The organism is Petropleomorpha daqingensis, assembly GCF_013408985.1.
GTDB classification, from domain to species: Bacteria; Actinomycetota; Actinomycetes; order Mycobacteriales; family Geodermatophilaceae; genus Petropleomorpha; species Petropleomorpha daqingensis.
In genome coordinates this window covers 4,994,989-5,018,240 of sequence record NZ_JACBZT010000001.1, presented here as the reverse complement: position 1 = coordinate 5,018,240, position 23,252 = coordinate 4,994,989, and the positions used below count along the sequence as shown (strand labels likewise).

The 23,252-nt window shown below is 73.7% G+C and carries 19 protein-coding genes; 10 read left to right on the top strand and 9 right to left on the bottom strand.

Features of this window, described 5'->3' with window-relative positions; translation table 11 throughout:
• Position 1: 1 nt before the first annotated feature.
• Both pntB and GGQ55_RS24690 read right to left on the bottom strand, forming a co-directional pair.
• Positions 2-1,408, bottom strand: a complete 1,407-nt coding sequence (pntB, locus tag GGQ55_RS24695) for a Re/Si-specific NAD(P)(+) transhydrogenase subunit beta (RefSeq protein ID WP_179721378.1) — start codon at positions 1,406-1,408, stop codon at positions 2-4.
• Entirely contained in the window at positions 1,405-2,934 is a 1,530-nt protein-coding gene (locus GGQ55_RS24690) for a Re/Si-specific NAD(P)(+) transhydrogenase subunit alpha (protein WP_179721376.1), read from the bottom strand. Before GGQ55_RS24690 ends, pntB begins: the two co-directional genes overlap by 4 nt.
• Before the next feature lie 151 nt (positions 2,935-3,085).
• On the opposite strand from GGQ55_RS24690, the gene GGQ55_RS24685 reads away from it, so the two are divergent.
• From GGQ55_RS24685 to GGQ55_RS24670, 4 genes are read left to right on the top strand one after another with little or no spacing between them, the layout of a single operon-like run.
• On the top strand, positions 3,086-5,206 hold the full coding sequence (locus GGQ55_RS24685; protein WP_246323865.1) for a putative bifunctional diguanylate cyclase/phosphodiesterase: 2,121 nt from the start codon (positions 3,086-3,088) through the stop codon (positions 5,204-5,206).
• Positions 5,203-6,024 (top strand): HDOD domain-containing protein, encoded by an 822-nt coding sequence (locus GGQ55_RS24680; RefSeq protein WP_179721374.1) that lies wholly within the window; start codon positions 5,203-5,205, stop codon positions 6,022-6,024. The genes GGQ55_RS24685 and GGQ55_RS24680 overlap by 4 nt, the downstream gene beginning before the upstream one ends.
• A 38-nt stretch (positions 6,025-6,062) precedes the next feature.
• Complete coding sequence (locus GGQ55_RS24675; protein WP_179721372.1) at positions 6,063-7,052, top strand: methyltransferase; 990 nt, start codon at positions 6,063-6,065, stop codon at positions 7,050-7,052.
• Positions 7,052-7,807, top strand: a complete 756-nt coding sequence (locus tag GGQ55_RS24670) for an alpha/beta hydrolase (protein ID WP_179721370.1) — start codon at positions 7,052-7,054, stop codon at positions 7,805-7,807. Before GGQ55_RS24675 ends, GGQ55_RS24670 begins: the two co-directional genes overlap by 1 nt.
• 52 nt (positions 7,808-7,859) lie before the next feature.
• Here the strand turns inward: GGQ55_RS24670 and GGQ55_RS28665 are convergent, their stop codons facing one another.
• The 3 genes from GGQ55_RS28665 to GGQ55_RS24655 form a co-directional block, all read right to left on the bottom strand.
• Complete coding sequence (locus GGQ55_RS28665; protein WP_179721367.1) at positions 7,860-9,008, bottom strand: acyl-CoA dehydrogenase family protein; 1,149 nt, start codon at positions 9,006-9,008, stop codon at positions 7,860-7,862.
• A 7-nt stretch (positions 9,009-9,015) separates the two neighbouring features.
• The gene (locus tag GGQ55_RS24660) at positions 9,016-10,191 is read right to left on the bottom strand and encodes an acyl-CoA dehydrogenase family protein (RefSeq protein WP_179721365.1); all 1,176 of its coding nucleotides are present in this window, start codon (positions 10,189-10,191) and stop codon (positions 9,016-9,018) included.
• 67 nt (positions 10,192-10,258) lie between these two features.
• A complete protein-coding gene (locus GGQ55_RS24655; RefSeq protein ID WP_366490188.1) occupies positions 10,259-11,674 on the bottom strand; it encodes an MFS transporter in 1,416 nt (471 codons plus the stop codon).
• A 19-nt stretch (positions 11,675-11,693) separates the two neighbouring features.
• Here GGQ55_RS24655 and GGQ55_RS24650 point away from each other — a divergent pair, with 19 nt between their 5' ends.
• Positions 11,694-12,374 carry an SDR family NAD(P)-dependent oxidoreductase gene (locus tag GGQ55_RS24650; protein WP_218859432.1) on the top strand — a complete coding sequence of 227 codons (681 nt, stop codon included), beginning with the start codon at positions 11,694-11,696 and terminating at the stop codon, positions 12,372-12,374.
• A gap of 4 nt (positions 12,375-12,378) precedes the next feature.
• Here the strand turns inward: GGQ55_RS24650 and GGQ55_RS24645 are convergent, their stop codons facing one another.
• Positions 12,379-13,005: a hypothetical protein gene (locus GGQ55_RS24645; protein ID WP_179721362.1), complete on the bottom strand. Its 627-nt coding sequence runs from the start codon at positions 13,003-13,005 to the stop codon at positions 12,379-12,381.
• An 86-nt stretch (positions 13,006-13,091) separates the two neighbouring features.
• On the opposite strand from GGQ55_RS24645, the gene GGQ55_RS24640 reads away from it, so the two are divergent.
• From GGQ55_RS24640 to GGQ55_RS24625, 4 genes are all read left to right on the top strand, one after another.
• Positions 13,092-14,249, top strand: a complete 1,158-nt coding sequence (locus GGQ55_RS24640) for a CaiB/BaiF CoA transferase family protein (RefSeq protein WP_366490185.1) — start codon at positions 13,092-13,094, stop codon at positions 14,247-14,249.
• Positions 14,246-15,010, top strand: coding sequence for a crotonase/enoyl-CoA hydratase family protein (locus GGQ55_RS24635; protein ID WP_179721360.1), 765 nt, complete (start codon positions 14,246-14,248; stop codon positions 15,008-15,010). Before GGQ55_RS24640 ends, GGQ55_RS24635 begins: the two co-directional genes overlap by 4 nt.
• Positions 14,995-15,825 carry an acyl-CoA thioesterase gene (locus GGQ55_RS24630; protein ID WP_366490183.1) on the top strand — a complete coding sequence of 277 codons (831 nt, stop codon included), beginning with the start codon at positions 14,995-14,997 and terminating at the stop codon, positions 15,823-15,825. The genes GGQ55_RS24635 and GGQ55_RS24630 overlap by 16 nt, the downstream gene beginning before the upstream one ends.
• Before the next feature lie 70 nt (positions 15,826-15,895).
• Positions 15,896-17,035: a thiolase family protein gene (locus GGQ55_RS24625; RefSeq protein WP_179721358.1), complete on the top strand. Its 1,140-nt coding sequence runs from the start codon at positions 15,896-15,898 to the stop codon at positions 17,033-17,035.
• A gap of 66 nt (positions 17,036-17,101) precedes the next feature.
• Here GGQ55_RS24625 and GGQ55_RS24620 read toward each other — a convergent pair whose 3' ends face one another.
• The 3 genes from GGQ55_RS24620 to GGQ55_RS24610 form a co-directional block, all read right to left on the bottom strand.
• A complete protein-coding gene (locus GGQ55_RS24620) occupies positions 17,102-17,362 on the bottom strand; it encodes a hypothetical protein (RefSeq protein ID WP_179721356.1) in 261 nt (86 codons plus the stop codon).
• 1,065 nt (positions 17,363-18,427) lie between these two features.
• The gene (locus GGQ55_RS24615; RefSeq protein ID WP_179721354.1) at positions 18,428-20,377 is read right to left on the bottom strand and encodes an HNH endonuclease; all 1,950 of its coding nucleotides are present in this window, start codon (positions 20,375-20,377) and stop codon (positions 18,428-18,430) included.
• A 104-nt stretch (positions 20,378-20,481) separates the two neighbouring features.
• A complete protein-coding gene (locus GGQ55_RS24610) occupies positions 20,482-21,399 on the bottom strand; it encodes a DMT family transporter (RefSeq protein WP_179721352.1) in 918 nt (305 codons plus the stop codon).
• A gap of 144 nt (positions 21,400-21,543) precedes the next feature.
• Here GGQ55_RS24610 and GGQ55_RS24605 point away from each other — a divergent pair, with 144 nt between their 5' ends.
• Positions 21,544-23,232, top strand: coding sequence for a PP2C family protein-serine/threonine phosphatase (locus GGQ55_RS24605; protein WP_366490180.1), 1,689 nt, complete (start codon positions 21,544-21,546; stop codon positions 23,230-23,232).
• The last annotated feature ends 20 nt before the right edge of the window (positions 23,233-23,252 follow it).

Genomic DNA, 23,252 nt, shown 5'->3' with positions numbered 1-23,252 from the left:
GCTACAGCGCCTTGAGGATGTCCTCGACCCGCTCCCTCGCGTCGCCGAAGAGCATCTGGGTGTTGTCGCGGAAGAACAGCGGGTTCTGCACGCCCGCGTAGCCGGTGCTCATCGAGCGCTTGAAGACGACGACGTGCTCGGCCTCCCACACGTGCAGCACCGGCATGCCGGCGATCGGCGAGCCCGGGTCCTCCAGCGCCGCCGGGTTGACCGTGTCGTTGGCGCCGATCACCAGCACCACGGTGGTGTCGGGGAAGTCGTCGTTGATCTCGTCCATCTCCAGGACGACGTCGTAGGGCACCTTGGCCTCGGCGAGCAGCACGTTCATGTGCCCGGGCAGCCGGCCGGCGACCGGGTGGATGCCGAAGCGCACGTCGACGCCGAGCTCGCCGAGCCGGCGGGTCAGCTCGGCGACCGGGTACTGCGCGTGGGCCACCGCCATGCCGTAGCCGGGCGTGATGATCACCGACTTCGCCGTCCGCAGCAGCTCGGCCGCGTCCTGGGCGGTGACCTCGGTGTGCGTGCCGTAGTCGGTGTCGGCGGCGACGCTGCCCTCGTTGCCGAACCCGCCGGCGATCACCGACAGGAACGAGCGGTTCATCGCCTTGCACATGATGTAGGACAGGTACGCACCCGAGGAGCCGACCAGCGCACCGGTGACGATGAGCAGGTCGTTGCCCAGCAGGAAGCCCGACGCCGCGGCCGCCCAGCCCGAGTAGCTGTTGAGCATCGAGACCACGACCGGCATGTCGCCGCCGCCGATCGAGGCGACCAGGTGCCAGCCCAGCGCCAGCGCGATGGCGGTCAGCGCCACCAGCAGGCCGAGGTTGGGCGTGATCACGAAGACGACGGTCAGGGCGGCGAACGCCACCAGCGCGCCCAGGTTCAGCGCGTTGCGCCCCGGGAGCATGAGCGGGTTGCTCTTGATCCGCGCCGACAGCTTGAGGAACGCCACGATCGACCCGGTGAAGGTGACCGCGCCGATGAAGACGCCGATCCCCACCTCGGCGGAGTGGATGCCGACGAGGTTGCTCGCGATCTCGTCCTGGGTCGCGCCCTTGCGCTCGACCGACAGGTAGCCGTTCCAGCCGACCAGGACCGCGGCCAGCCCGACGAAGCTGTGCAGCATCGCGATGAGCTCGGGCATCCCGGTCATCGGCACCCGCCGCGCCCGCCACAGCCCGATCGTCGCGCCGATCACCATCGCGACGGCGATCGCCCCGATCGCCGCCGCGGAGATCGACCGGGTGGCCAGCCCGATCGTGGCGGCCAGCGCGACCGCCATGCCGGCGATGCCGAACGTGTTGCCCGCCTTCGCCGTCTCGTGCTTGGAGAGGCCGGCCAGCGCCAGCACGAACAGCAGGGCGGCGACGATGTAGGCCGCAGCGGCCGCGGACGTCGCGGTCATCGGGTGAACATGCCGAGCATGCGGCGGGTCACGGCGAAGCCCCCGAACACGTTGATGCTGGCCACGAGGATCGCCACGAACGCCAGCACGCTGACCACGGCGTCCCCGTGCCCGATCTGCAGGAGGGCGCCGACCACGATGATCCCGCTGATCGCGTTGGTGACGCTCATCAGCGGGGTGTGCAGCGCGTGGTGCACCGACCCGATGACGTAGAACCCGACGACGACGGCGAGCGCGAACACCGTCAGGTGGCCGATCAGCTCGTTGGGCGAGAAGCCGGCCAGCAGGAACAGCAGGGCCGCGGCCACACCGACCACCGCGAACCGCCGTCCCGGTGGGGCCGGCCGTTTCTCCGGCAGCGCCAACGGGGCGGGCTGGGGAGCGACCACCGGTGCCGCGGACACCTGCACCGGCGGGGGCGGCCACAGCACCTCGCGGTCGCGCACCACGGTCATCGCCCGCTGGACGACGTCGTCCAGGTCGAGCACCAGCTGCCCGTCCTCGCCGGGCGTCAGGAGCTTGAGCAGGTTGACCAGGTTGGTGCCGTACAGCTGCGAGGCCTGCGCCGGCAGGCGGGCGGGCAGGTCGGTGTAGCCGATGATCGTCACGCCGTTCGGCGTCGTCACCACCTCGTCGGCGACCGACCCGGCCACGTTGCCGCCCTGGGCGGCGGCCATGTCGACGATGACCGATCCCGGCCGCATGGCGGCGACCATCTCCTCGGTGATCAGCCGCGGCGCGGGCCGGCCGGGGATCAGCGCGGTCGTGATCACGATGTCGACGTCGGCTGCCTGCTCGGCGTACATCACCGCGGCCCGGGCGTTGTAGTCCTCCGACGTCACCGACGCGTACCCGGTGCCACCGCCCTGCTCCTCGTCGGCCGGCACGCCGACGTACTCGCCGCCCAGCGAGCGGACCTGCTCGGCCACCTCGGGGCGGACGTCGGTCGCCCGCACGATCGCGCCGAGACTCGACGCAGCGCCGATCGCGGCCAGCCCGGCCACCCCGGCACCGGCGACCAGCACCTTCGCCGGCGGCACCTTGCCCGCCGCGGTCACCTGCCCGGTGAAGAACCGGCCGAAGGTGTGCGCCGCCTCCACGACCGCGCGGTAGCCGGCGATGTTGGCCATCGAGCTGAGCACGTCCAGCGACTGCGCCCGGGAGATCCGGGGGACGGCGTCCATGGCGAGCGCGGTGATCGGGCGCCGGCCCAGTTCCTCGACGAGGGCCGGGTCGAGCGCGGGCGCGAGCTGCGCGATCAGCGTCGCGCCCTCGGCCAGCCGGTCGAGCTCTCCGGGCGTCGGCGCGTTGATCCGCAGGACGACGTCCGCGGCCCACGCCTCGTCGTCGCCGACCACCTGCGCGCCCGCCTCGACGTAGGCCTCGTCGGCGAAGCTGCTGGCGCGGCCGGCTCCCGCGCCGACCAGCACCTCGTAGCCGAGGCGGCGCAGGGCGCCCACCGTCGCGGGTGTCGCCGCCACGCGGGTCTCCCGCGCCCGGGACTCGACGGGAACTCCGATACGCATCCGCACTGCCTCTCCGAGCCAACGACGCACCGTTGCGTCGTCGGATCGTCGCACTACCCCTTCGGGTGAGTCCGCGCGGTTCCACGAAACACGGCCCGGGTGTCGGCCGAAAGACGCCCGCACAGGAAACCGGCCGCGCCGGTTCCGCAACATGGACGAGGGGAGGACCGTGGCCGCCGAGCCGACCGCGATGATCGCGGGTCAGCCGTCACCGGAGATCGTCGCCGGCATCTTCTACGGTGCCGCCGTCACGGACATGATGGCGATCCTCGTCGCCGAGCGGACCGCCGGCACCACGCGCGTGACCTGGGGAAACCAGGGCGCGGTGAAGCTGCTCGGCTACGGCGTGGAAGACCTCGGCAACCTCCCCTTCGAGACGCTGCTGCCGACCCTGCGCGGCGGCGAGCTCAAGCTGTTGCTGCGCCGAGAGCGCGGCACCCAGATGAACCTGCCGATCCGCACCGCCAGCGGCGCGACCGTCGACTGCGCGATCATCTCCACGCCGATGCCCAGCGGCCGGATGTGGACCCTGCGGGTGGTCGCCGGCACCAACGAGCAGGAGCGCGCGCTGCGGGCCACCGCCGACGCGCACGAGCGCCGCTTCTCCACCCTGACCGAGCGCTCGCCGATCCCGATGCTGCTCTCCGAGCAGGGCATGCGGCTCGCGCACGTCAACGACGCCTTCTGCAGCCTGCTCGGCCGCCGCGCCGAGCAGCTGCTCGGCACGAGCTGGCTCGACGCCGTCCACCCCGACGACCTCGACGAGGTCCTCGAGTCGGCCGCGGACGCCCTCGAGGGCGGGGACGGCGAGGCGAAGGCCCGGATGGTCCGCGAGGACGGCACCGTCCGGACGACGGTGCTCCGCTTCGCGCACCTGTTCACCCCCGGCGTCGGGGCCGGCTTCGTCGGCACGATCGAGGACATCACCGACCGGCTGGCCTTCGAGGAGCGCCTGGCCCACCAGGCCAACCACGACCCGCTGACCGGCCTGCCCAACCGGACGCTGCTGGCCCAGTACGTGGCCGAGCGCTTCGCGGCCGGCCGCAGCGAGCTGGCCTGCCTCTTCCTCGACCTGGACAACTTCAAGGTCGTCAACGACTCCCTCGGCCACGCCGCCGGCGACCTGCTGCTGGTGGAGGTGGCCACCCGGCTCACCCGGACCGTCCGCCCCGGCGACCTGGTCGCCCGGTTCGGCGGCGACGAGTTCGTCGTCGTCTGCGAGGGGGTGGACGAGGCCGCCGCGGTGACCCTGGCCCAGCGGATCGGCGAGGCGCTGTCGGCGCCGGTCCGGCTCGGCGGCGTCGACGTCCGGCCGCACGCCAGCGTCGGTGTCACCGTGCAGACCGGCGAGCACGTGGAGGCCGACGAGCTCATCCGCGACTGCGACATCGCCATGTACCAGGCGAAGGCCGGCGGCAAGGGCCGGATCACCGTGCTGGACCAGCAGGGCCGCGCCCAGGCGCGCGACAAGCTGCGTCTGGTGGCCGACCTGCGCGACGCCATCGAGCGCGGCGAGATCGCGCTGCTCTACCAACCGATCTTCAGCGCCGGCGACGGCGCCCCCGTCGCCGTCGAGTCGCTGGCCCGCTGGGAGCACCCGGAACGCGGCCTGATCAGCCCGGTCACGTTCGTGCCGCTGGCCGAGGAGAGCGGGCTGATCTCGCCGCTGGGCCTGCTCGTGCTCGACGAGACCTGCCGGCAGCTCGCCGACTGGGACGCCGAGCTGGGCATGGCCGCGCCGATGCGGGCCAACGTGAACGTCTCCGCCCTGCAGCTCGACGAGAACCTGCCGGTGCACGTCCGCGCGGCGTTGCACCGGCACGGGCTGGAGCCGTGCCGGCTGCAGATCGAGATCACCGAGTCGGCCCTCATGGCCGACCCGACGTTCGCCCGCGAGGTTCTCCAGCAGCTGCGCGACCTCGGCGTCGAGGTGGCCATCGACGACTTCGGCACCGGCTACTCCTCGCTGGCCTACCTGCGCCACCTACCGGTCGACTGCCTCAAGGTCGACCGCTCGTTCGTCGCCGAGCTGGCCGACGGGCACGCCGAGATCGCCTCGGCGGTCATCGCGCTGGCCCACAACCTCAACCTGTGCACGGTCGCCGAGGGCGTGGAGACCGTGGAGCAGGCCGAGGAGCTGGCCCGTCTGGGCGCCACCTTCCTGCAGGGCTTCAGCCTCGGCCGGCCGATGAGCGGCCCGGAGATCACGACCTGGTTCGCCGCCCACCGCGAGACCCTCGAGACCCCGACCGACCCGGAGCTGCCCCGATGACCCCCCTCACCGCCGTGCCCGCGCCGTCGTTCGACATCGAGCGCGTGCTGGCCAGCATCGACACCATGGCCGCGCAGAAGCCGGTCGCCGCGCAGATCGTCTCGGTCGCCAACGCCGACGACACCAGCTCCAAGAAGCTCGCCGCCATCCTGGCCACCGACGTCGCGCTGGCCGGCCGGGTGATGAAGCTGGCCAACTCGGCCTACTTCGGCATGCGCGGGCGGGTGACCTCGCTGCAGTTCGCCGTCACCGTCGTCGGCTTCACCACCGTGCGGACGATGGCGACGGTCGCGCTGACCGACCTGGACGACGAGTCCCGCCTCCCCGAGGACTTCTGGGACCTCACCACCACGATCGCGCTGTCCGCCTCGACCCTCGCGCCGCGCTTCGGCGAGCGGCCGCAGGACGCGCTGTGCATCGGGCTGCTGGCCCAGCTCGGGATGGCGTTGCTGGCCCACAACGACCCCGAGGGGCACGCCGGGCTGCGGGCGGACAACCCCGCGTTCGCCGACCTGCGCGCGGCCGAGGTGCAGCGGTACGGCATCTCCGCGCTGCGGCTGACCGCCGTCGCGCTGGAGCAGTGGGGCTTCCCCCGCGAGATGGTGAGCGTCCTCAACAAGGTCGAGGAGATCACGGCGCCGGAGGGGTCGCTGCTGCGTGCGGCGTTCGAGGTGGCCGGCCGGCTGACGCTCGAGGACTACGAGCCGATCCCGATCAGCCGGCTCACCTGCGGGGTGCTGGGTGAGGAGGCGCTGCCCCCGGTGCTGGAGCGGGTCTGGGTCGAGGCCGAGGAGCTGCGCGCCGCGATGATCGGATAGCTCCCGCCGGGGCTCGCTCCGGGCCAGGATCGCGGGCTATGGACCCGGTGGCGCGGATGCGGGCGATGGTGAACGGCTACCAGGTGTCGCACGCGCTGTCGGTCGCCGCGTGGCTGGGGCTGTCGGACCTGCTCGCCGACGGCCCGCGCACCCCGGCCGAGCTCGCCGAGGCCGCCGGCGTGCACGAGCCGACCCTGTGCCGGCTGCTGCGCGCGCTGAGCACGGTGGGGGTCTACGAGCGGCAGGACGACGGCGGGTACGCCCTGACCGAGCTCGGCGCCACGCTGCGCACCGACGTCCCCGGGTCGGTGGCCGGCTGGGCCCGGCTGGTCGGCCGGGCCTCGTACGCGCAGGCCTGGGCGGCGCTGGCGGACAGCGTGCGGACCGGCGAGAACGCCTTCTCCCTGGTGCACGGGACGTCGGTCTGGGAGTACCGCGCCACCCGTCCCCTGGAGCAGGCGATCTTCGACCGGGCCATGACGTCGCTGGCCGGGCCGGTCGCCGACGCCGTCGCGCGCGCCTACGACTTCGGCCGGTTCGGCACGGTGGTCGACGTGGGCGGCGGACGCGGCCACCAGCTGGCGGCGATCCTCGCCGTGCACCCGGGGGTGCGCGGGGTGCTCTTCGACCAGCCGCAGACGGTCGCGGCCGTGACGTCGGCGGAGCGGATGAGGGCCGTCGGCGGGGACTTCTTCGCCGCCGTGCCCGAGGGCGGTGACGCCTACCTGCTCAAGGCGGTGCTGCACGACTGGCCGGACGAGGAGTGCGTGGCGATCCTGCGCAGCTGTCGGCGGGCCATGGCCCCGGGCGGCGTCGTGCTGATCGTCGAGCAGGTGCTCGACCTCGCCCCGGACCCGGTCCGGACGGCGTTCTCCGACCTGAACATGCTGGTCGCGCCCGGCGGCCAGGAGCGCGAGCTCGCGGAGTACGGCACCCTGCTCAGCGCCGCGGGGTTCTCCCTCGGCCGGGCCGTGCCCACCGGCACGGACGTGTTCGTGATCGAAGCCCTCCCCGCGCAGGAGACCTAGTGGAACTCGAGCTCGTCGAACGGCTGCCCGACTCCGCCACCCCCGAGCGCCCGCCGGTGCTGATGGTGCACGGGCTCGGCCACGGCTCGTGGTGCTGGGAGCACTGGCTCGACGGCGTCGCCGCGGCGGGGTACCCGGCGTACGCGGTCTCGCTGCGGGGGCACGCCGGCAGCTCGGGGAGGCTGGGGACGGCGCGGCTGTCGCACTACGTGGACGACGTCGTGCAGACGGCGCTCGGGCTGCCGCGGCCCGCCGTCCTGGTGGGGCACTCGATGGGCGGGCTGGTTGTGACGCGGGCGCTGTCCCGCTACGCGGCCCGGGCCGGCGTCCTGGTCGCGCCGGTTCCGGCGCAGCCTGCGGTGTACGCGTACCTGCGGCTGCTGCGCCGGCACCCGGGCGACGCGCTCGGGATGCTGGCCGGCCGGAGCCTGCCGATGAGGCCCGAGTACCTGTTCCGCGAGCTGGACGGCGACGAGGCCGCCCGGCACAGCGGGCGCTGCGGCGAGGAGTCACCGCTGGCGCAGTACCAGCTGATCTTCCACAGGCCGGCCCCGAAGCCCCTGGGCGGAGCGCCGGTGCTCGTGCTCGAGTCGCCGGACGACGAGCTGCTGCCCGCGTCGAGCATCCGGGCGACCGCCCGCCGCTACGACGCCGAGCTGGTCGAGTTCCCCGGGATGGGGCACGACCTCATGCTCGACGCCCGCTGGAAGCAGCCCCTCCAGGCCATGCTCGACTTCCTAGCCCGCCTCCCTTGAGGTGGTTTCGCGCGCTTAACCGCGCGCGGTTAAGCGCGCGAAACCACTCTGCTCAGGCGTAGGGGGCGCCGAGCGGGTCGACGGTCGGGTAGCTGTCGACGTCGGCCGCGAGCCGGGACAGCGCCCAGGCGCCGTCGCCGAGCACGTGGTCGATCGCGGTGAGCCGGCTGGTGTAGTGCCCGACCGAGTACTCCGCGGTGACGCCGATGCCGCCGTGCAGCTGGATCGCGTCCTTGCCGATGTGCCGCGACGCCTTGCTGATCTGCAGCCGCACCCGCTCGGCGGCGGTGACGACGTCGCCACCGGCGTCGATGACCAGCGAGCCCCACAGCGCGATGCTGCGGGCCAGCTCCAGCGACACGTACATGTCCGCGGCGCGGAAGGTGAGCGCCTGGAACTTGTTGAGCGTGACGCCGAACTGCTTGCGGGTCTTGAGGTACTCGGTCGTCGTGGTCAGCGCGGTCTGCATCGCGCCCATCGCCTCGTGGGCGTAGGCGATCCGCGCCTCGGCCTGGGCCCGGTCGATCGCCACCGACTGGTCGGCGCCGGCGTCGCCGAGCGGCTCGGCCGGGGTGTTCGCGAACTCGACCTTGGCCGCGCGGCCGCCGTCGTGGGTGCGGTAGCCGGTGCGGGTCAGCCCGTCGGCGTCGCCACGGACGACGAACAGCCGCGTGCCGCCGCCGGCGACCGCGCTCACGATCAGCACGTCCGCGCGGGCACCGCCCAGCACGGGCTCCTTGACGCCGGTGAGCCGCCACGTGCCGCCGTCCTCGGTCGCCTTGACCCCGGAGGCGGTCGGCGTCCAGCGGGTGCCGGGCTCGGCGTGCGCGAACGCGGGGATGAGCGAGCCCTCGGCCAGCCCGCCGATCAGCCCCTCCCGCTGGGCGGCGGTGCCCTCGGCCTGGATCAGCCCGCCGGTCAGGACGACGGCCTCGACGAAGGGCTCGGGCGCGATCACGCGGCCGATCTCCTCAGCCACGATCGCGACCTCGACCGGGCCGGCGCCCATGCCGCCGGACTCCTCGGGGAAGGGCAGGCCGAGCAGCCCCATCTCGGCCAGCCGCGCCCAGGTCTTCTCGTCGAACCCGGGGTCGGCCGCGGTGACCCGGCGGCGCTGCTCGCTGTCGCCGTACGCGCGGGCGAGCAGCCCGCTCACCGCCTCGCGGAGGGCCTTCTGCTCGTCGTCGTAGGTGAAGTCCACGGTGAGATCACAACCCCAGGATCGTGCCGGCGATGATGGTGCGCTGAACCTCGTTCGAGCCGCCGTAGATGGTGACCTTGCGGTAGTTCAGGTACTCCGGGGTGGCCGCCCGCGCCCACTCGGGGACGTCGGAGCCGCCGTCGGCGTAGGAGGCCAGCGAGAGCGGCCCGGCCAGGTCGACCAGCAGCTCGGTGGCGGCCTGCTGCAGCTCGGAGCCGCGGAGCTTGAGCACCGAGGAGGCCGGGTCGGGCCGGCCGCCGGAGGAGTTCGCGACCACGCGCAGCGCGGTCAGCTCGAGGGCCAGCAGCTCGTTCTCGATCTCGGCGATCCGGGCGGTGAAGCCCGGGTCCTCCGACAGCGGGGTGCCGTTGGACACGATGGTGCGGGCGTGCTCCTTGGCGTCGGCCAGCAGCCGCTTGGTGTGGCCGACCCGGGCGATGCCGACCCGCTCGTTGCCGAGCAGGAACTTGGCGATCGTCCAGCCGGAGTTCTCCTCGCCGACCAGGTTCTCGGCGGGCACCCGGACGTCCTCGAAGAAGACCTCGTTGACCTCGTGGGTGCCGTCGAGCAGCTCGATCGGGCGGATGGTGACGCCCGGGGTGTCCATCGGGAACAGCAGCATCGAGATGCCGCGCTGCCGCTTCTCGGCCGTCGGGTCGGTGCGGACCAGGCAGAAGATCCAGTCGGCGTGCTGCCCCAGCGTCGTCCACGTCTTCTGGCCGTTGACGATGTACTCGTCGCCCTCGCGGACGGCGGTGGTGCGCAGCGAGGCCAGGTCGGAGCCGGCGTCGGGCTCGGAGAAGCCCTGGCACCACCAGATGTCGAGGTTCGCCGTCTTCGGGAGGAACTCCTCCTTCTGCTCCTGCGAGCCGAACTGGGCGAGCACCGGGCCGATCATGCTGGTGTTGAACGCCAGCGGCTCGGGCACGGCGGCGAGCTGCATCTCCTCGCGCCAGATGTGCCGCTGCAGCGGCGTCCAGTCCTTGCCGCCCCACTCGACCGGCCAGTGCGGGACGGCGAGGCCGGCGGCGTTGAGGATCCGCTGGGTCTCGACGTACTGGTCCTTGGTCAGGTGGCGGTGGTTGGCGACGGTGTCGCGGATCGACTGCGGCACCTGGGTGGTGAAGAAGGTGCGCATCTCCTCCCGGAAGGCCTCGTCCTCCGGGGACAGCTGCAACCGCATCGGACCTCTACTCCCTGACGGCGCCTTCGCCGTCGTACGCGTGGCTTCCCCGACGATCCCACATCGGCTACTGCCCGGTAACCGCGGCTTCCGCGACCGCTGCGGGAGCCGGCGCGGGGTGGCGCAGCAGCACCGCGGTGAGCACCGCCGTGACCAGCGCGACCCCGCAGGCCACGAGCCCGAGAACCGTGTACCCGCTGCTGGCCGGGACGCCGCCGGACCCGGGCGTGGCGGCCTCCAGCAGCGTGGCCGTCAGGGCACTGCCGGAGGCGAAGCCGACGTAGCGCAGCACCTGGTTCAGGCCCATCGCGCTGCCGGTCTCGCTCGGCGGCACCGCCCGGGCGATCAGGCCGGGGAAGGCGGAGAACGCCCCGCCGACGCCGAACCCGCACACCCCCATGAGCACGAACAGCTCCCACAGCTGGGTGCGGGCGGTGGCGAACAGCAGGGCAGCGGCGGCGACGATCAGTGCGCTGGCCGGCAGGACGACGGCGCCGCGCCCGCGGACCACCAGGCCGCGGACGACGCGCCCGGCGAGCAGGCTGCCCACGGAGAACGGCAGCAGGATCAGCCCGGAGAGCACCACGCTCGCGCCGAAGCCGTACCCGGACGACTCCGGCGTCTGCGCGAGGAACGTGACGCCGGTGATCAGCAGGTAGTTGGCCAGGCCGGTCAGCATCGAGGCGGCGTGCGCGACGGAGGCGGTCCGGCCGCGGGCGAGGTGGAGGTCCACCAACGGCGCCGGACGGCGCAGCTCCCAGAACACCCAGGCGACGAGCGAGACGACGGCGACGGCGACCAGTGCGAGCAGCCACGGGGACGCCCACCCGTGCGCCTCGCCCTCGCTGATGAACAGCAGCAGGCAGGCCAGCCCCACGCCGAGCAGCAGCCCGCCGACCACGTCGAGCCGCGTCGCCGGGCGGGACGGGGACGGCGGGAAGACGACGAGCGCCGTGACCAGGGCGATCGCGGTGAACGCCGCGCCGAACCAGAACGCCGCGTGCACCCCGCCGAGCTCGGCGATCGCGCCGGTGATCGGGTAGCCGAGCCCGATCCCGGCCGCCGTGGTGAGCGACAGCGCCGCCGCGGTCGAGCGGCCCCGCTCGCCGGCGAGCACGTCGCGGGCGGTCGCGATCGCCACCGGGGTGAGGCCCAGCCCGAAGCCCTGCAGTCCGCGGCCGGCGATGATCCAGCCGAGGCCGAGGGGGAGCGCGGCGAGGACGCCGCCGAGGACGACGAGGGCCAGGACGGCGAGCACCACGGGACGGCGGTGCGGGCCGTCGCCGAGCCGGCCGACGACCGGGGTCGCGACGGCGCCGACGAGCAGCGTGATCGTGAGGGTCCACTGCGCCGAGGCGGGGGAGGCGCCGGTGTCGGCCGCGATCGCCGGGACCAGCGGGGCGCCGAGACTGCTGATGACGGCGACGCACGTGCCGATGAAGATCAGCGCGGGGACGAGGGCGCGCGGCGCGGGAGTCGACACGTCCTGCCACGCTAACCGCGTGGAGCAGCAGGGGCTGGTGGTGATCACCGGCGCGGCGGGTGCGCTTGGTCACGCGGTCGTGGCGGAGTTCCGCGGCGCCGGCCGGGAGGTCGTCGCGCTGGATCGCGCGGGGGAGCGCCTCGAGCGGCTGGGCGGCGAACCGGGAGTGCACGCCGTCGCGGCCGACCTGGCCGTTCGCGACTCGGTGTCGCAGGCCTGGCGGGCGATCGACGAGATCGGCACCGTGTCGGCGCTCGTCACGCTGGCCGGTGGGTTCCGGCCGTCGTCCCTCGCCGACCTGACCGAGGAGATCTGGGACGCGATGTGGAGCTCCAACGTGGCGTCGGTGCTCTGGTCGGCCCAGCAGGCGGCGGCGCGCATGGGGGACGGCGGGGCGATCGTCACCGTCGGCTCGAAGACCGCCGTCACCGGGGCGGCGCCGGTCGCGCACGCGACGAGCAAGGCCGCCGTCGTCCGGCTCACCGAGCTGCTCGCCGAGGAGCTGCGCCCGCAGGGCATCCGGGTCAACTGCGTGCTGCCGTCGGTGATCGACACCCCGGCCAACCGCGAGTGGATGCCGCCCGACCTAGCCGCCCGCGCCGTGGCGCCGGCCGCGATCGCCCGCGTGATCGCGTTCCTCGCCGGCCCCGACTCCGCCCCGACCAGCGGCGCCCGCATCCCCGTCTACGGCGACGCCTGAGTCTCTAGAAGTGCCACTCCCAGCCGCCCTGAGTGAGGTAGAGCGGCTGGTACTGCACGATCCCGGTCGTCTCGGGGACGTCGAGGACGAGCGTGCCGACGTACTGCTGGCCGCTGCCGAGCGGACCGCTGGGCAGCTGCTCGGCGTCCGGCGCGCAGGTGAACGCCGGGAAGGTGTCGACGTTGCTGACCGTGACCCCGTCGCCGCCGATGAACGAGAAGTCGGTGGCGTTGATGTCGACGAAGGAGTCGGCCGGCAGGTTCGGCGCCGTCGTGATGTGCATCGAGAGCCCGACGAAGTGGCCGTTCTCCGGCGGCTGCGGATAGTCGCCGGAGCAGGGGTAGTCGACCTGGATCGCGTCGACGGTGAAGGTCATGAGGTCCGAGCCGTCCGTGCCGGTGACGCCGGCCTCTTCGCCGATCTGCTTCTCGATGTTGCCGCGCGCGTTGCCCCCCGGAGCGGCCGGTGCGGACGACGAGGACGACGGGGGGTCGGTCGAGGGCGCCACCGCCTCGCCGGGGCCGATCGCCGGGTCCGCGGTGGCCTGCCCGCGCACGGTCGTGGCGCAGCCGCTCGCCAGCAGGACGCCGAGCGCCACCGCGCACGTCCCCAGGGCTCTCCTGCCGTTCACCTGCGTCGACCTCCCCGTTGTCGCCCGCCGCCGATTCGATCACGCCCGCTCGGGGGACGCCGGACCGCGTTGCTAGCGTGCGAGCCGTGCTGCCGCCGTCCGGCCCGCTGGCCGGTATCCGCGTCGTCGAACTGTCCGGGCTGGGGCCCGGGCCGTACGCCTGCATGCTGCTGGCCGAGCTCGGCGCCGACGTCGTCCGCGTGGACCGGCCCGGTGGGGGAGCGAAGCTCTTCCCGCCGGAGAAGGAGGCACTGCACCGCAGCCGCCCGTGCGCCGCGGTCGATCTCAAGAACCCCGACGGGCGAGAGACCGTGCTGCGCATGGTCGAGCGGGCCGACGTCCTCGTCGAAGGGCTGCGGCCCGGCGTCACCGAGCGGCTCGGCCTCGGGCCCGACGACTGCCTCGCCCGCAACCCGCGGCTGGTCTACGCGCGGATGACCGGCTGGGGGCAGACCGGCCCGCTGGCCGACCGGGCCGGGCACGACATCAACTACCTCGGTCTGACCGGCGCGCTGCACGCCATCGGCCCGAAGGAGAAGCCGGTCCCGCCGCTGAACATCGGCGCCGACTTCGGCGGCGGCTCGATGTTCCTCGTCGTCGGGGTGCTCGCCGCGCTGCTCGAGCGCGCGACCAGCGGCCGCGGCCAGGTCGTCGACGCGGCCATGGTGGACGGCGCCAGCTCCCTGATCACGATGGTGCACGGGATGCTCGGCGGCGGCCTGTGGCGCGACCGGCGGGCCAGCAACCTGCTCGACGGGGGCGCCCCGTTCTACGACACCTACGCCTGCGCCGACGGCGGGTTCATGGCGGTCGGCGCGCTGGAGCCGCAGTTCTACGCGCAGTTCGTCGCCGGCCTCGGCGTCGACCTGCCCGGCGGCCAGCACGACGTGCAGCGGTGGCCGGAGCACCGGCGGCTGATCGCCGAGGCGTTCGCCTCGCGCACCCGGGACGAGTGGACGGCGGTGTTCGAGGGGACCGACGCCTGCGTCACGCCGGTGCTGGGCCTCACCGAGGCGCCGCGGCACCCGCACCTGGCGGCGCGGGGGACGTACGTGGAGACACCGACCGGCTTCCAGCCGGCACCGGCGCCGCGCTTCTCCCGCACCCCCGCCGAGGTGCGCGGCACACCCAGGGGGCCCGGGCAGGACACGGTCGCCACGCTGAGCGCGTGGGGGTTCGCGGACGACGAGGTCGACGCACTGCTGGCCAGCGGGGCCGTGGTGCAGAGCGAGGAGGCTCAGTGAACGACGTGGTGCTGGTCGAGCAGCGGGACGGCGTGCAGGTCATCACGATCAACCGGCCCGAGGCGAAGAACGCCCTCGACAAGGCCGTCGCCGAGGCGGTCGCGGCGGCCGTCGACGAGCTGGACGCCTCCGACGAGCTGCGCGTCGGCGTGCTCACCGGCGCCGGCGGTACGTTCTCCGCGGGCATGGACCTCAAGGCGTTCCTGCGCGGGGAGACCCCGGCGATCGAGGGCCGCGGCCTGTGCGGCATCACGCAGACGCCGCCGCGCAAGCCGCTCATCGGCGCGGTCGAGGGGTGGGCGCTGGCCGGTGGCTTCGAGCTGCTGCTCGCCTGCGACCTCGTCGTCGCCGCCGAGACCGCGAAGTTCGGCGTCCCGGAGGTCAAGCGGTCGCTGGTCGCGGCCGGGGGAGCGGCGCTGCTGCTGCCCAAGCGCGTGCCCTACGCGCTGGCGCTGGAGATGCTGCTCACCGGCGAGGCGCTGAGCGCGCCGCGGGCGGCCGAGATCGGGCTGGTCAACCGGCTGACCGACGAGGGCGCCGCCCTCGACGGCGCCCTCGACCTGGCCGCCACGATCGCCGCGAACGGCCCGCTGGCGGTGGCCGCGACCAAGCAGATCGCCCGCGGCACCGTCGACTGGTCCTGGGAGGAGAGCTGGCGCCGGCAGGCGGAGCTCACCGGCCCCGTGTTCGCCAGCGAGGACGCCGTCGAGGGGTCGACGGCGTTCGCCGAGAAGCGGGCGCCGGTGTGGAAGGGCCGCTGAGCACGTCGTCGTTGCTCGACGTCCTGGACCTGGAGGAGATCGACCGCGACCTGTACCGCAGCCGGCTGGTCTTCGCCGACCCCTACCCGCTCTACGGCGGGCAGGTGGCGGCGCAGGCGCTGTTCGCGGCCGGCCGCACGGTGCCGGAGGACAGGCTGCCGCACTCGCTGCACGGGTACTTCCTGCGCAGCGGGGACGCCGCCCGGCCCGCCGTCTTCCGGGTGGACCGCGACCGCGACGGCGGCTCGTTCTCGGCCCGGCGGGTGGTCGCGCTGCAGGGCGGCGAGGTCATCTTCAACATGTCGGTGTCGTTCGCCGCGGAGGGCACCGGGCCGGACGTCGCGGTCGACCCCGCGCCGGACGCCGAGCCGCCGGACGGGCTGCCCTCGCACCAGCTGCCGCGGCTGTTCTCCTTCGAGGGACGCCGTCCGTCCCAGCCCTATCCCGGCGCGCACTGGCCGACCCGGTTCTGGGCGCGCAGCACCACGCCGCTGCCGGACGACCCGCTGGTGCACGCCTGCGCGCTGACCTACCTGTCCGACATCGGCACGGGTCTGTCCGCGCTGCCGCACGACGAGGCGAGCCCCGGCCCGTCGCTGGACCACGCGCTGTGGTTCCACCGCCCGGCGCGGCTGGACGAGTGGGTGCTCATGGACCTCGTGCCGCGGACCGTGGCGGCCGGGCGCGGCTGGTACACCGGCACGCTGCACACCGCCGACGGCGTCCTGGCCGCGAGCTTCGTGCAGGAGACGCTGTTCCGGACCGGACCCAACCCGTTCCGCCGGCCACGCGCCTCCGAGGAGCCGCTGTCCTGAGTTCGGGAAGTGCACCTACAGTGCGATGCAGAGTTGGTGGCAGACCACACGCCGTCGAAGGGGACTGGACATGCGGGACGCAGTGATCGTGGAGGCCGTGCGCACGCCGACCGGCAAGCGCAACGGCGGGCTGTCGGGGGTGCACCCGGCCGACCTGTCGGCCCACGTGCTCAAGGCGCTGGTGGAGCGGGCGGGCGTGGACCCGGCCGCGGTGGACGACGTCATCTGGGGCTGCGTGTCGCAGGTGGGGGAGCAGACCTTCGACATCGCGCGCACCGCGGTGCTCACCGCCGGGTGGCCGGAGACGGCGACCGGCGTGACCGTCGACCGGCAGTGCGGGTCCTCGCAGCAGTCGGTGCACTTCGCCGCGGCCGGGCTGATCGCCGGGCAGTACGACCTCGTCGTCGCCGGTGGTGTGGAGTCGATGTCCCGGGTGCCGATGGGCACGGCGACGTCGGTCGGCGGCAACCCGCTGCCGGCGCCGTTCATGGACCGCTACGGCGTCTTCCCGAACCAGGGCATCGGCGCGGAGATGATCGCCGAGCAGTGGGGCTTCTCGCGCCAGCAGGTGGACGAGTTCTCGGTGCACTCGCACGAGAAGGCTGCTGCGGCGCGCGACGAGGGGCGCTTCGACGCGCAGATCGCGCCGGTGACCACCGACGCCGGGGTGGTGGCCCACGACGAGGGCATCCGTGAGTCGACCGTCGAGAAGCTCGGCACGCTGAAGTCGGCGTTCAAGGAGGACGGCGTCATCACCGCGGGCAACTCGTCGCAGATCTCCGACGGCTCGGCGGCGCTGCTGATGACGACGTCGGAGAAGGCGCGCGAGCTCGGGCTGAACCCGATCGCCCGCGTGCACACCGCCGTCCTGGCTGGCGCCGACCCGGTGATCATGCTGACCGCGCCGATCCCGGCGACCCAGAAGGCGCTGGCGAAGTCGGGCCTGTCGATCGACCAGATCGGCGCGTTCGAGGTCAACGAGGCCTTCGCCCCGGTGCCGCTGGCCTGGCTGGCCGACCTCGGCGCCGACGCCAAGGCGCTCAACCCCAACGGCGGCGCGATCGCGCTCGGCCACCCGCTCGGCGGCTCGGGTGCGCGGCTGATGACCACGCTCGTGCACCACATGCGCGACAACGGCATCCGCTACGGGCTGCAGACGATGTGCGAGGGCGGCGGCCAGGCCAACGCCACCATCCTCGAGCTGCTGTAGGCGGGTACTCCTCGACGAACCGGCCGGCGTGCTTTCCGCATGCCGGCCGGTTCGCGTCTGCGCGGCCTAAAGGGAAGCGGCCGGCGTCCGAACGGAAACCACCACGACGGCAACGGCGAGGGCCACCAGCAGCAGCAAGAGCAGCAGCGGGGCAAGCAGCGCGAACAGCGCCAGCCCGACGATCAGCAGGATCTTCACGGGCGTGCTCAGTCCGGCAACCCAGGCCTTGATCGCCGCGACCACAGGATTGCGGCCGGCCAGGACGGCTTGCACGGCGGCCAACGCGGCCCGCGCCGCCCCGCCACCGTGGCCTGCGCGGTCGCCCACTGCCGAAGCAAGCCGCGATGACAACCGACGCACCATGCGCCGGACTGCCTGCAGCGGACCAGCGAGAAGCCCGCGCAGCGCCGCACGGGCGCGGTGCAGCGTCGCCGAGACGATGTCGCGGGTCTCGTGAGGCGGCCGGGCTGTGCGCGTGCTGCCGTCGGCGCCGCCGGCCGGGTGATCCTCGGTGCTCTCCGGGCGCGGTGGGCGCTCGCTGGGTGGCTGCGCCCCGCGGGTACCGCGGTCGACATGTCGTTCGGTGACCGTGCGGGTGTCCCGACTGCGCTGGGGGTCACGGGGGACCTGCTCAGCCCGAGCCGCGCCCGCGGCCGGCCGCGTGGCTGCGTCGGTGCCGGTCTGTGCCGGACGGGCGGAGATGCGCCGGGAATCCGCGGCCCGCGGTGCCGCTCGTCGCCCCTGCGCCGCCCGACGCCCCTGAGCCGCCAGACGTCCTTGAGCCATGTTGGCGACGCCTCCCCATCCCGAAGCCCGAAGTTGGCCCCTCGCTGAGTTCGCGAAATACCACTGACGGCTGCACGTCAACCTTTCCGGTGCTCGCCGGGCGTGGCGTCTTTGTCCCGTTTGGAGCCGCGTTCCCCCGGCCGGACCAGCTTCAACCAGGAGGGGAACCCTTCAGCGGCGGATCGGCCGGGTGCCCTCAAGCGGCCCATTTAGGGACAGTAGGGCGAGTCCTCCCCACCCTCGACCCGCCAGGGGTTCCAGAGCAGGGGCGCGCCAAGCAGACGCCCAGAGTCAGCGGCGAGGGCCTGCCGCACCGGTCCGTAAGGCCCTTCCCCGGCGCAATCGGCGACTCCTAGCGTCGGTTCATGACTCGGAAGCCACTGCGGTGCTGGGTCGGGTTTCACTCCTACGTCCAGCGGCACCCAGACGGAGAGGAGGCCCCGGCGCCGGACGAGAAGATCTGCCGTCGGTGCGGGAGGCGCACCGGCGCCCCGTTCAACAAGGCTCCGTGGGTGGCCGGGTGACGTTCTCGACGCGGGGGTGCGCTGACTGGTGAGGACGGCGCCCATGAGACATGCCGTGAGGGGGCGACGCTGTCGAGGCGGCTCAGAAGGGCGTCGGGTCGGTGGTGGCGGTGATGCCCGACGGTGTGGTGACGACGAGGGTGCCGTCGGCGGTCATGGCGTGGGTGAACCCGGGGGCCTGGTGCTTGCCGCGGTGGTCGCCGGTGCAGAACCCGGCCAGGTTGATGGCGTCTGTCGGGCCCTCGGGCCAGCGCACGAAGTGATCGAGCTCGCCCTTGGAGACGGGCAGCCGGCAGCCGGGGAAGCGGCAGCGCCGGTCGCGGCGGCGCAGGAACCGGTCCAGCTCGGCGCCGGGCCGGTAGCCGCCGGTCGGCGGCGGCGCGCCCAGGGCGCGCCCGTCGCGTACGGCCCGGCCCAGCGCGGGCAGGTCGGTGAGGGAGACCAGGGCGCCGGTGAGGGCGTCGACCAGCGCGAGGCGGGGACGCTCGGCCAGCCCGCCGCCGGCGGTGCGCCGCAGCAGGTCGGTCAGCGCCGTCCGGTCGGCGATCGTGGCCGCGCGCAGCGCGGTCATCGCATCCTCGGCGGCGTCGACGCGGCCGCCGCTGCCGGTCCGCCAGGCCTGCTCGTCTTCGGCGTCGGACCACACCGCCTGCCGCACCTGCCCCCCGGCGCGGGCCAGGGCGCACTCGGCCTGCTCCTGCGCGGCCCGCGCCTCCTCCAGCGCCCGCTCCGCACTCGCCCACCAGCCACCACCCGGCGGTGGATCGGTCGGGGATGGTTCGGTCGGTGCTGGTTCGGGGTGATCGTCCGGGTCGGGGTCGGGATGCAGCCCGGCGGCGTACTCGCGCCACCAGCGGTCCTGCGCCGCGGCCAGCTCCCGATCCAGCTCGAGTTCGATCTCGCCGCTGGCCAGCCGGGCTTCCACCGAGGCGAGCCACACGTCATCGGGCATCGGATCGGGATCGTCGTCCTCCGCCTGGCACTGACGCTCCCAGTCGGCGAAGTCTTCGCTGTCGGGCGCGGTGCCGACCGGCTCGGGAGGCACTCGCTCGGCGTCCTCCTCGGCGATGCGCCGCAGCTCGGCCAGGGCTCCGTCGCCGAGGCCGGCGCCGGTCAGCGCGTTGAGCAGCTGCCGGGCGGTCTCGGCGGACACGATCCGGCCGTTGAGCTCCGCGGGCTGATCGCCGCCCAGTGCGGTCTGCACCGAAGCGACCAGGGTCAGCACCACCTGCACCGGCGGCAGCCCGGACTCGCCGGGGCGCAGCACCAGGTCCAGCAGCACGTCCAGCAGCTTCTGCTCGCGGGTGCGGGTGTCGGAGGGGTCCTTCGGCAGCGCGTCGACACACGCCGACAGCGCGGCGTGCAGCGCCTCGATCTCCGGCACCGTCCCGACCACACCCAGGCCGGCCAGGCCCACCCCGCGCTCGCCCTCCAGCCGCACGCCACGCTTCGCCAGCGCCCTGATCGCCTCCTGCGCCCGATCCCGGGCGTTGCGCCGGGCCAGCTCGCGCAGCACCTTCTCCGCCAACTGCCCCGGGGTGGTGATCGTGCCCTTCGCCGCCCGGCCGGCGACCCAGTCCAGCAGCACACCCTCGACCTCCGCGCGCAGCACCGGGTCGGCCAGCGGCGCCACGTGCTCCTCCAGGCACCACAGATGCCCGACCGTGAGCAGCCCGGCCTCGGTCGCGGCCAGCGCGGCCGGCAGCCGGGCCAGCATCAGCGCCTGGCCCAGCAGATCCTCGGCCCTGCGCCGCGAGCAGCTCAGCCCGATCGAGAGCTCCGGCGCGGCCCACTCCGACACCGGCTGGAGCAGCTCCGGGCGCGCCGCCCACCGCTCCGGGCTCATCGCCCCGGGCTCGCCCTGCGCCCGATCGGCCGATGCCGGGCGCTCCGCGGCGAACGCCGCGAGCGCCCGGCATCGGGCCACGAACGCCGCACCCATCGCCCGATCCGCCACCTGCGCCGCCCCCAGCGCACCGCGCCCCAGGGCAGTCTGCGGCCCGAAGGCCAGCGGGTCGGAAGGGATGGTCACGCCCTCGATCATACGTTCGAAAGCGGCGGAGCACAATACGAATCCGCAGCTCAGCGGCCTGTGGACAACAGCAGAGAACTGTCAGACGCACCCAGTAGATGCCGTCAGGCTGCTCGGGGGTGCTCTTCGTCGGAGGGGTGCTCCGACGAGGCGTCGGGCGCGTGTTCGCCGGTCCGGGCGAGCAGGACGACGCCGACCGCCGCAACGGCCGCGGCCGGCAGCCAGACCACCGCGTGCCCGTGCTCGAGGCGCTCGCCGAGCAGCAGGTGCGCGGCGGGGATCGCGGCGACCGGGTCGAGCAGGATCAGCGCCGGCAGCGACCAGGCCAGCGAGCCGCGCGCGTACGCCTGCTGACCGCCGACCTGCGCCACGATGGCCACCACCAGGGCGCCCCACACCGCGATGCCGGCCAGGGCATGCACCCACCCGCCCTCGCGGAGCGAGGTCAGCCCGACGGAGATGAGCACGGCCCCGATGCCGGCGGCGATCCCGGCGGCGCTGCCGCAGGCCAGCGCGCCGTGCGCCCCGCGCTTGAACAGCGTGGCCACGGCGACGAGCACGACGGAGACCGCGACCGCGGTGATGACCGCGAGCGTGGACGGTTGGTGCGTGTGCACCCCGCTGGCCGGTTTGGCGGCGACGAGGAAGACGGCGAGGCCGCCGGTGGTCAGCGCGGCGCCGATCAGCTCCAGCCGGAGCGGGACCTGGCGGTTGCGGACCGCCCGGATCGCCAGGGCGACGACCAGCGCCACGGCCAGGACCGGCTGGACCACGGCGACCGGCGCGAGACCCAGGGCGACCACCTGCATGCCGGTGCCGGCCGCGGTGGACAGCTGGCCCACGACCCAGCGCGGCCGCCGGAGCAGCTGCCCCATCCGCAGGGTGCCGCCGACCGTGCTCTTCTCCGCGGCCTCGTGCTGCAGGACGGCGCCTACGGCGAACAGCACCGCCGCCAGCGCCGCGACCGCCGTCCCCAGGCCGTAGCCGGCCGCCGTCGTCCCCGCCTCTGCCTCAGCGAGCATGCGAAGAGCATTCCCCGTCCTGGCGGCCCTCACCCGCACGGGGGCTCGACGACGGCACATGCACCGGGTCGGCGGGCCGCTGGCGTACGGTCAGCGCGAATGGGTGGGAGATGATCACCCACCGGCCGAATCGCGGGAGACGTCGTGGTTGATGCCGGTGCCTCCGCGCCGGTGGATCCGGAGCTGCTCGGGGAGGCGCTGGACGCCGTCCCCGAGGGTGTCGCCGTGTTCGACGCGGACTGGACCATCGTCTACGTCAACCGCTCCGCCGCCGGCATCCTGCAGCGCGACCGCACGCAGCTGCTCGGCCGCAACATCTGGATCGCCCTGCCCGAGCTCGGCGGCACGATCCTGCACAGCTTCCTGCTGCACGCCCGGAGCGTCGGCTCGCAGGTCAGCTGGCACGGCTACTACGCGCCGGCCGCGCGCTGGCTGAACGCCACCGCCGTCCGCCGGGGCGACCGGCTGCACGTCAGCTTCCGCGAGGCCAGCGACCACGGGCGCGAGGACGCCGCCCTCCTCGCGGGTCCGGACGACGACGACGCGGCCGACGCCGACCGCGAGCGGCTGCGCTTCCTCGCCGAGGTCAGCGAGGCGATGATCTCGAGCTCGCTGGACGTCGACGACGCGCTGCAGAAGCTGATGGACCTCGTCGTCCCGCGGCTCGGCGACTGGGCCATCGTGGCCCTGCTCGGCGACGACCGCCGGCCGACCCAGAGCGCCCGGGCGCACAGCGATCCCGCCCGGATCCCCGACATGGACGCCTACCTGGACCGGCCCGACCAGGGTGACGGTGACCAGGACAGCCCGATGGCCGCCGCGTTCTACACCGGCGAGCCGATCGCGATGCACCCGATCCCGTCAGAGCTGGTCGACTACCAGTTGACCAGCGACGAGGTGCGCGCCGCCTGGCGACGCCTCGACACCGACTCGTTCGTCATCGTGCCGCTGCGGGCTCGCGGCGAGACGTTCGGCGGCCTGGTGCTGCTCAACACCAGTGCACGGGGTCCGCACAGCGAGATGGAGATCGCCACCGCTGTGGAGGTCGCCCGCCGCGCGGGGTTGGCGCTGGACAACGCGCGGCTCTACGGCCAGCAGCTCAAGGTGGCCGAGACCTTGCAGCGCAGCCTGCTCACCCCGCCGCCGCAGCCGGACGACCTGGAGATCGCCGTCCGCTACCAGCCGGCGGCGATCAACATGCACGTCGGCGGCGACTGGTACGACGCCTTCCAGCAGCCCGACGGCGCCACGCTGCTGGTCATCGGCGACGTCGTCGGGCACAACGTCGACGCGGCCGCCGCGATGGGCCAGATCCGCTCGATCGTGCGCGGCATCGCCTTCGACCGCCAGGACGAACCGGCCGCGGTCCTCGGCCGGGTCGACGAGGTGATGGACGGGCTGCGGATCGGCACCATGGCCACCGCGCTGATCGCCCGCATCGAGCAGACGCCCGAGGAGCGCGAGCAGAGCGTGCGCCGGCTGCGCTGGTCGTCGGCCGGCCACCTGCCCCCGCTGGTCCGGCACGCCGACGGGACGATCGACGTCCTCTCCGCCCGCCCCGAACCGCTGCTCGGCGCCGACATCGCCCAGAACCGGACCGACCACGTGCACCGGCTGCTGCCGGAGGACACCGTGCTCTTCTACACCGACGGGCTGGTCGAGCAGGGCCGCACCACGATCGACGCCGGGCTCGAGCGGCTGATGGGCGCCGTCCGCGACCTGGGGGAGCTCGGCCCCGACGCGCTCTGCGACGCGCTGCTCGACCGGATCGTGGCCCGGCGCAGCGAGGACGACGTCGCGATCGTCGCCGTCCGCTGCCACCGGCAGAGCTGAAGTATCTTGCGACCCGGGCA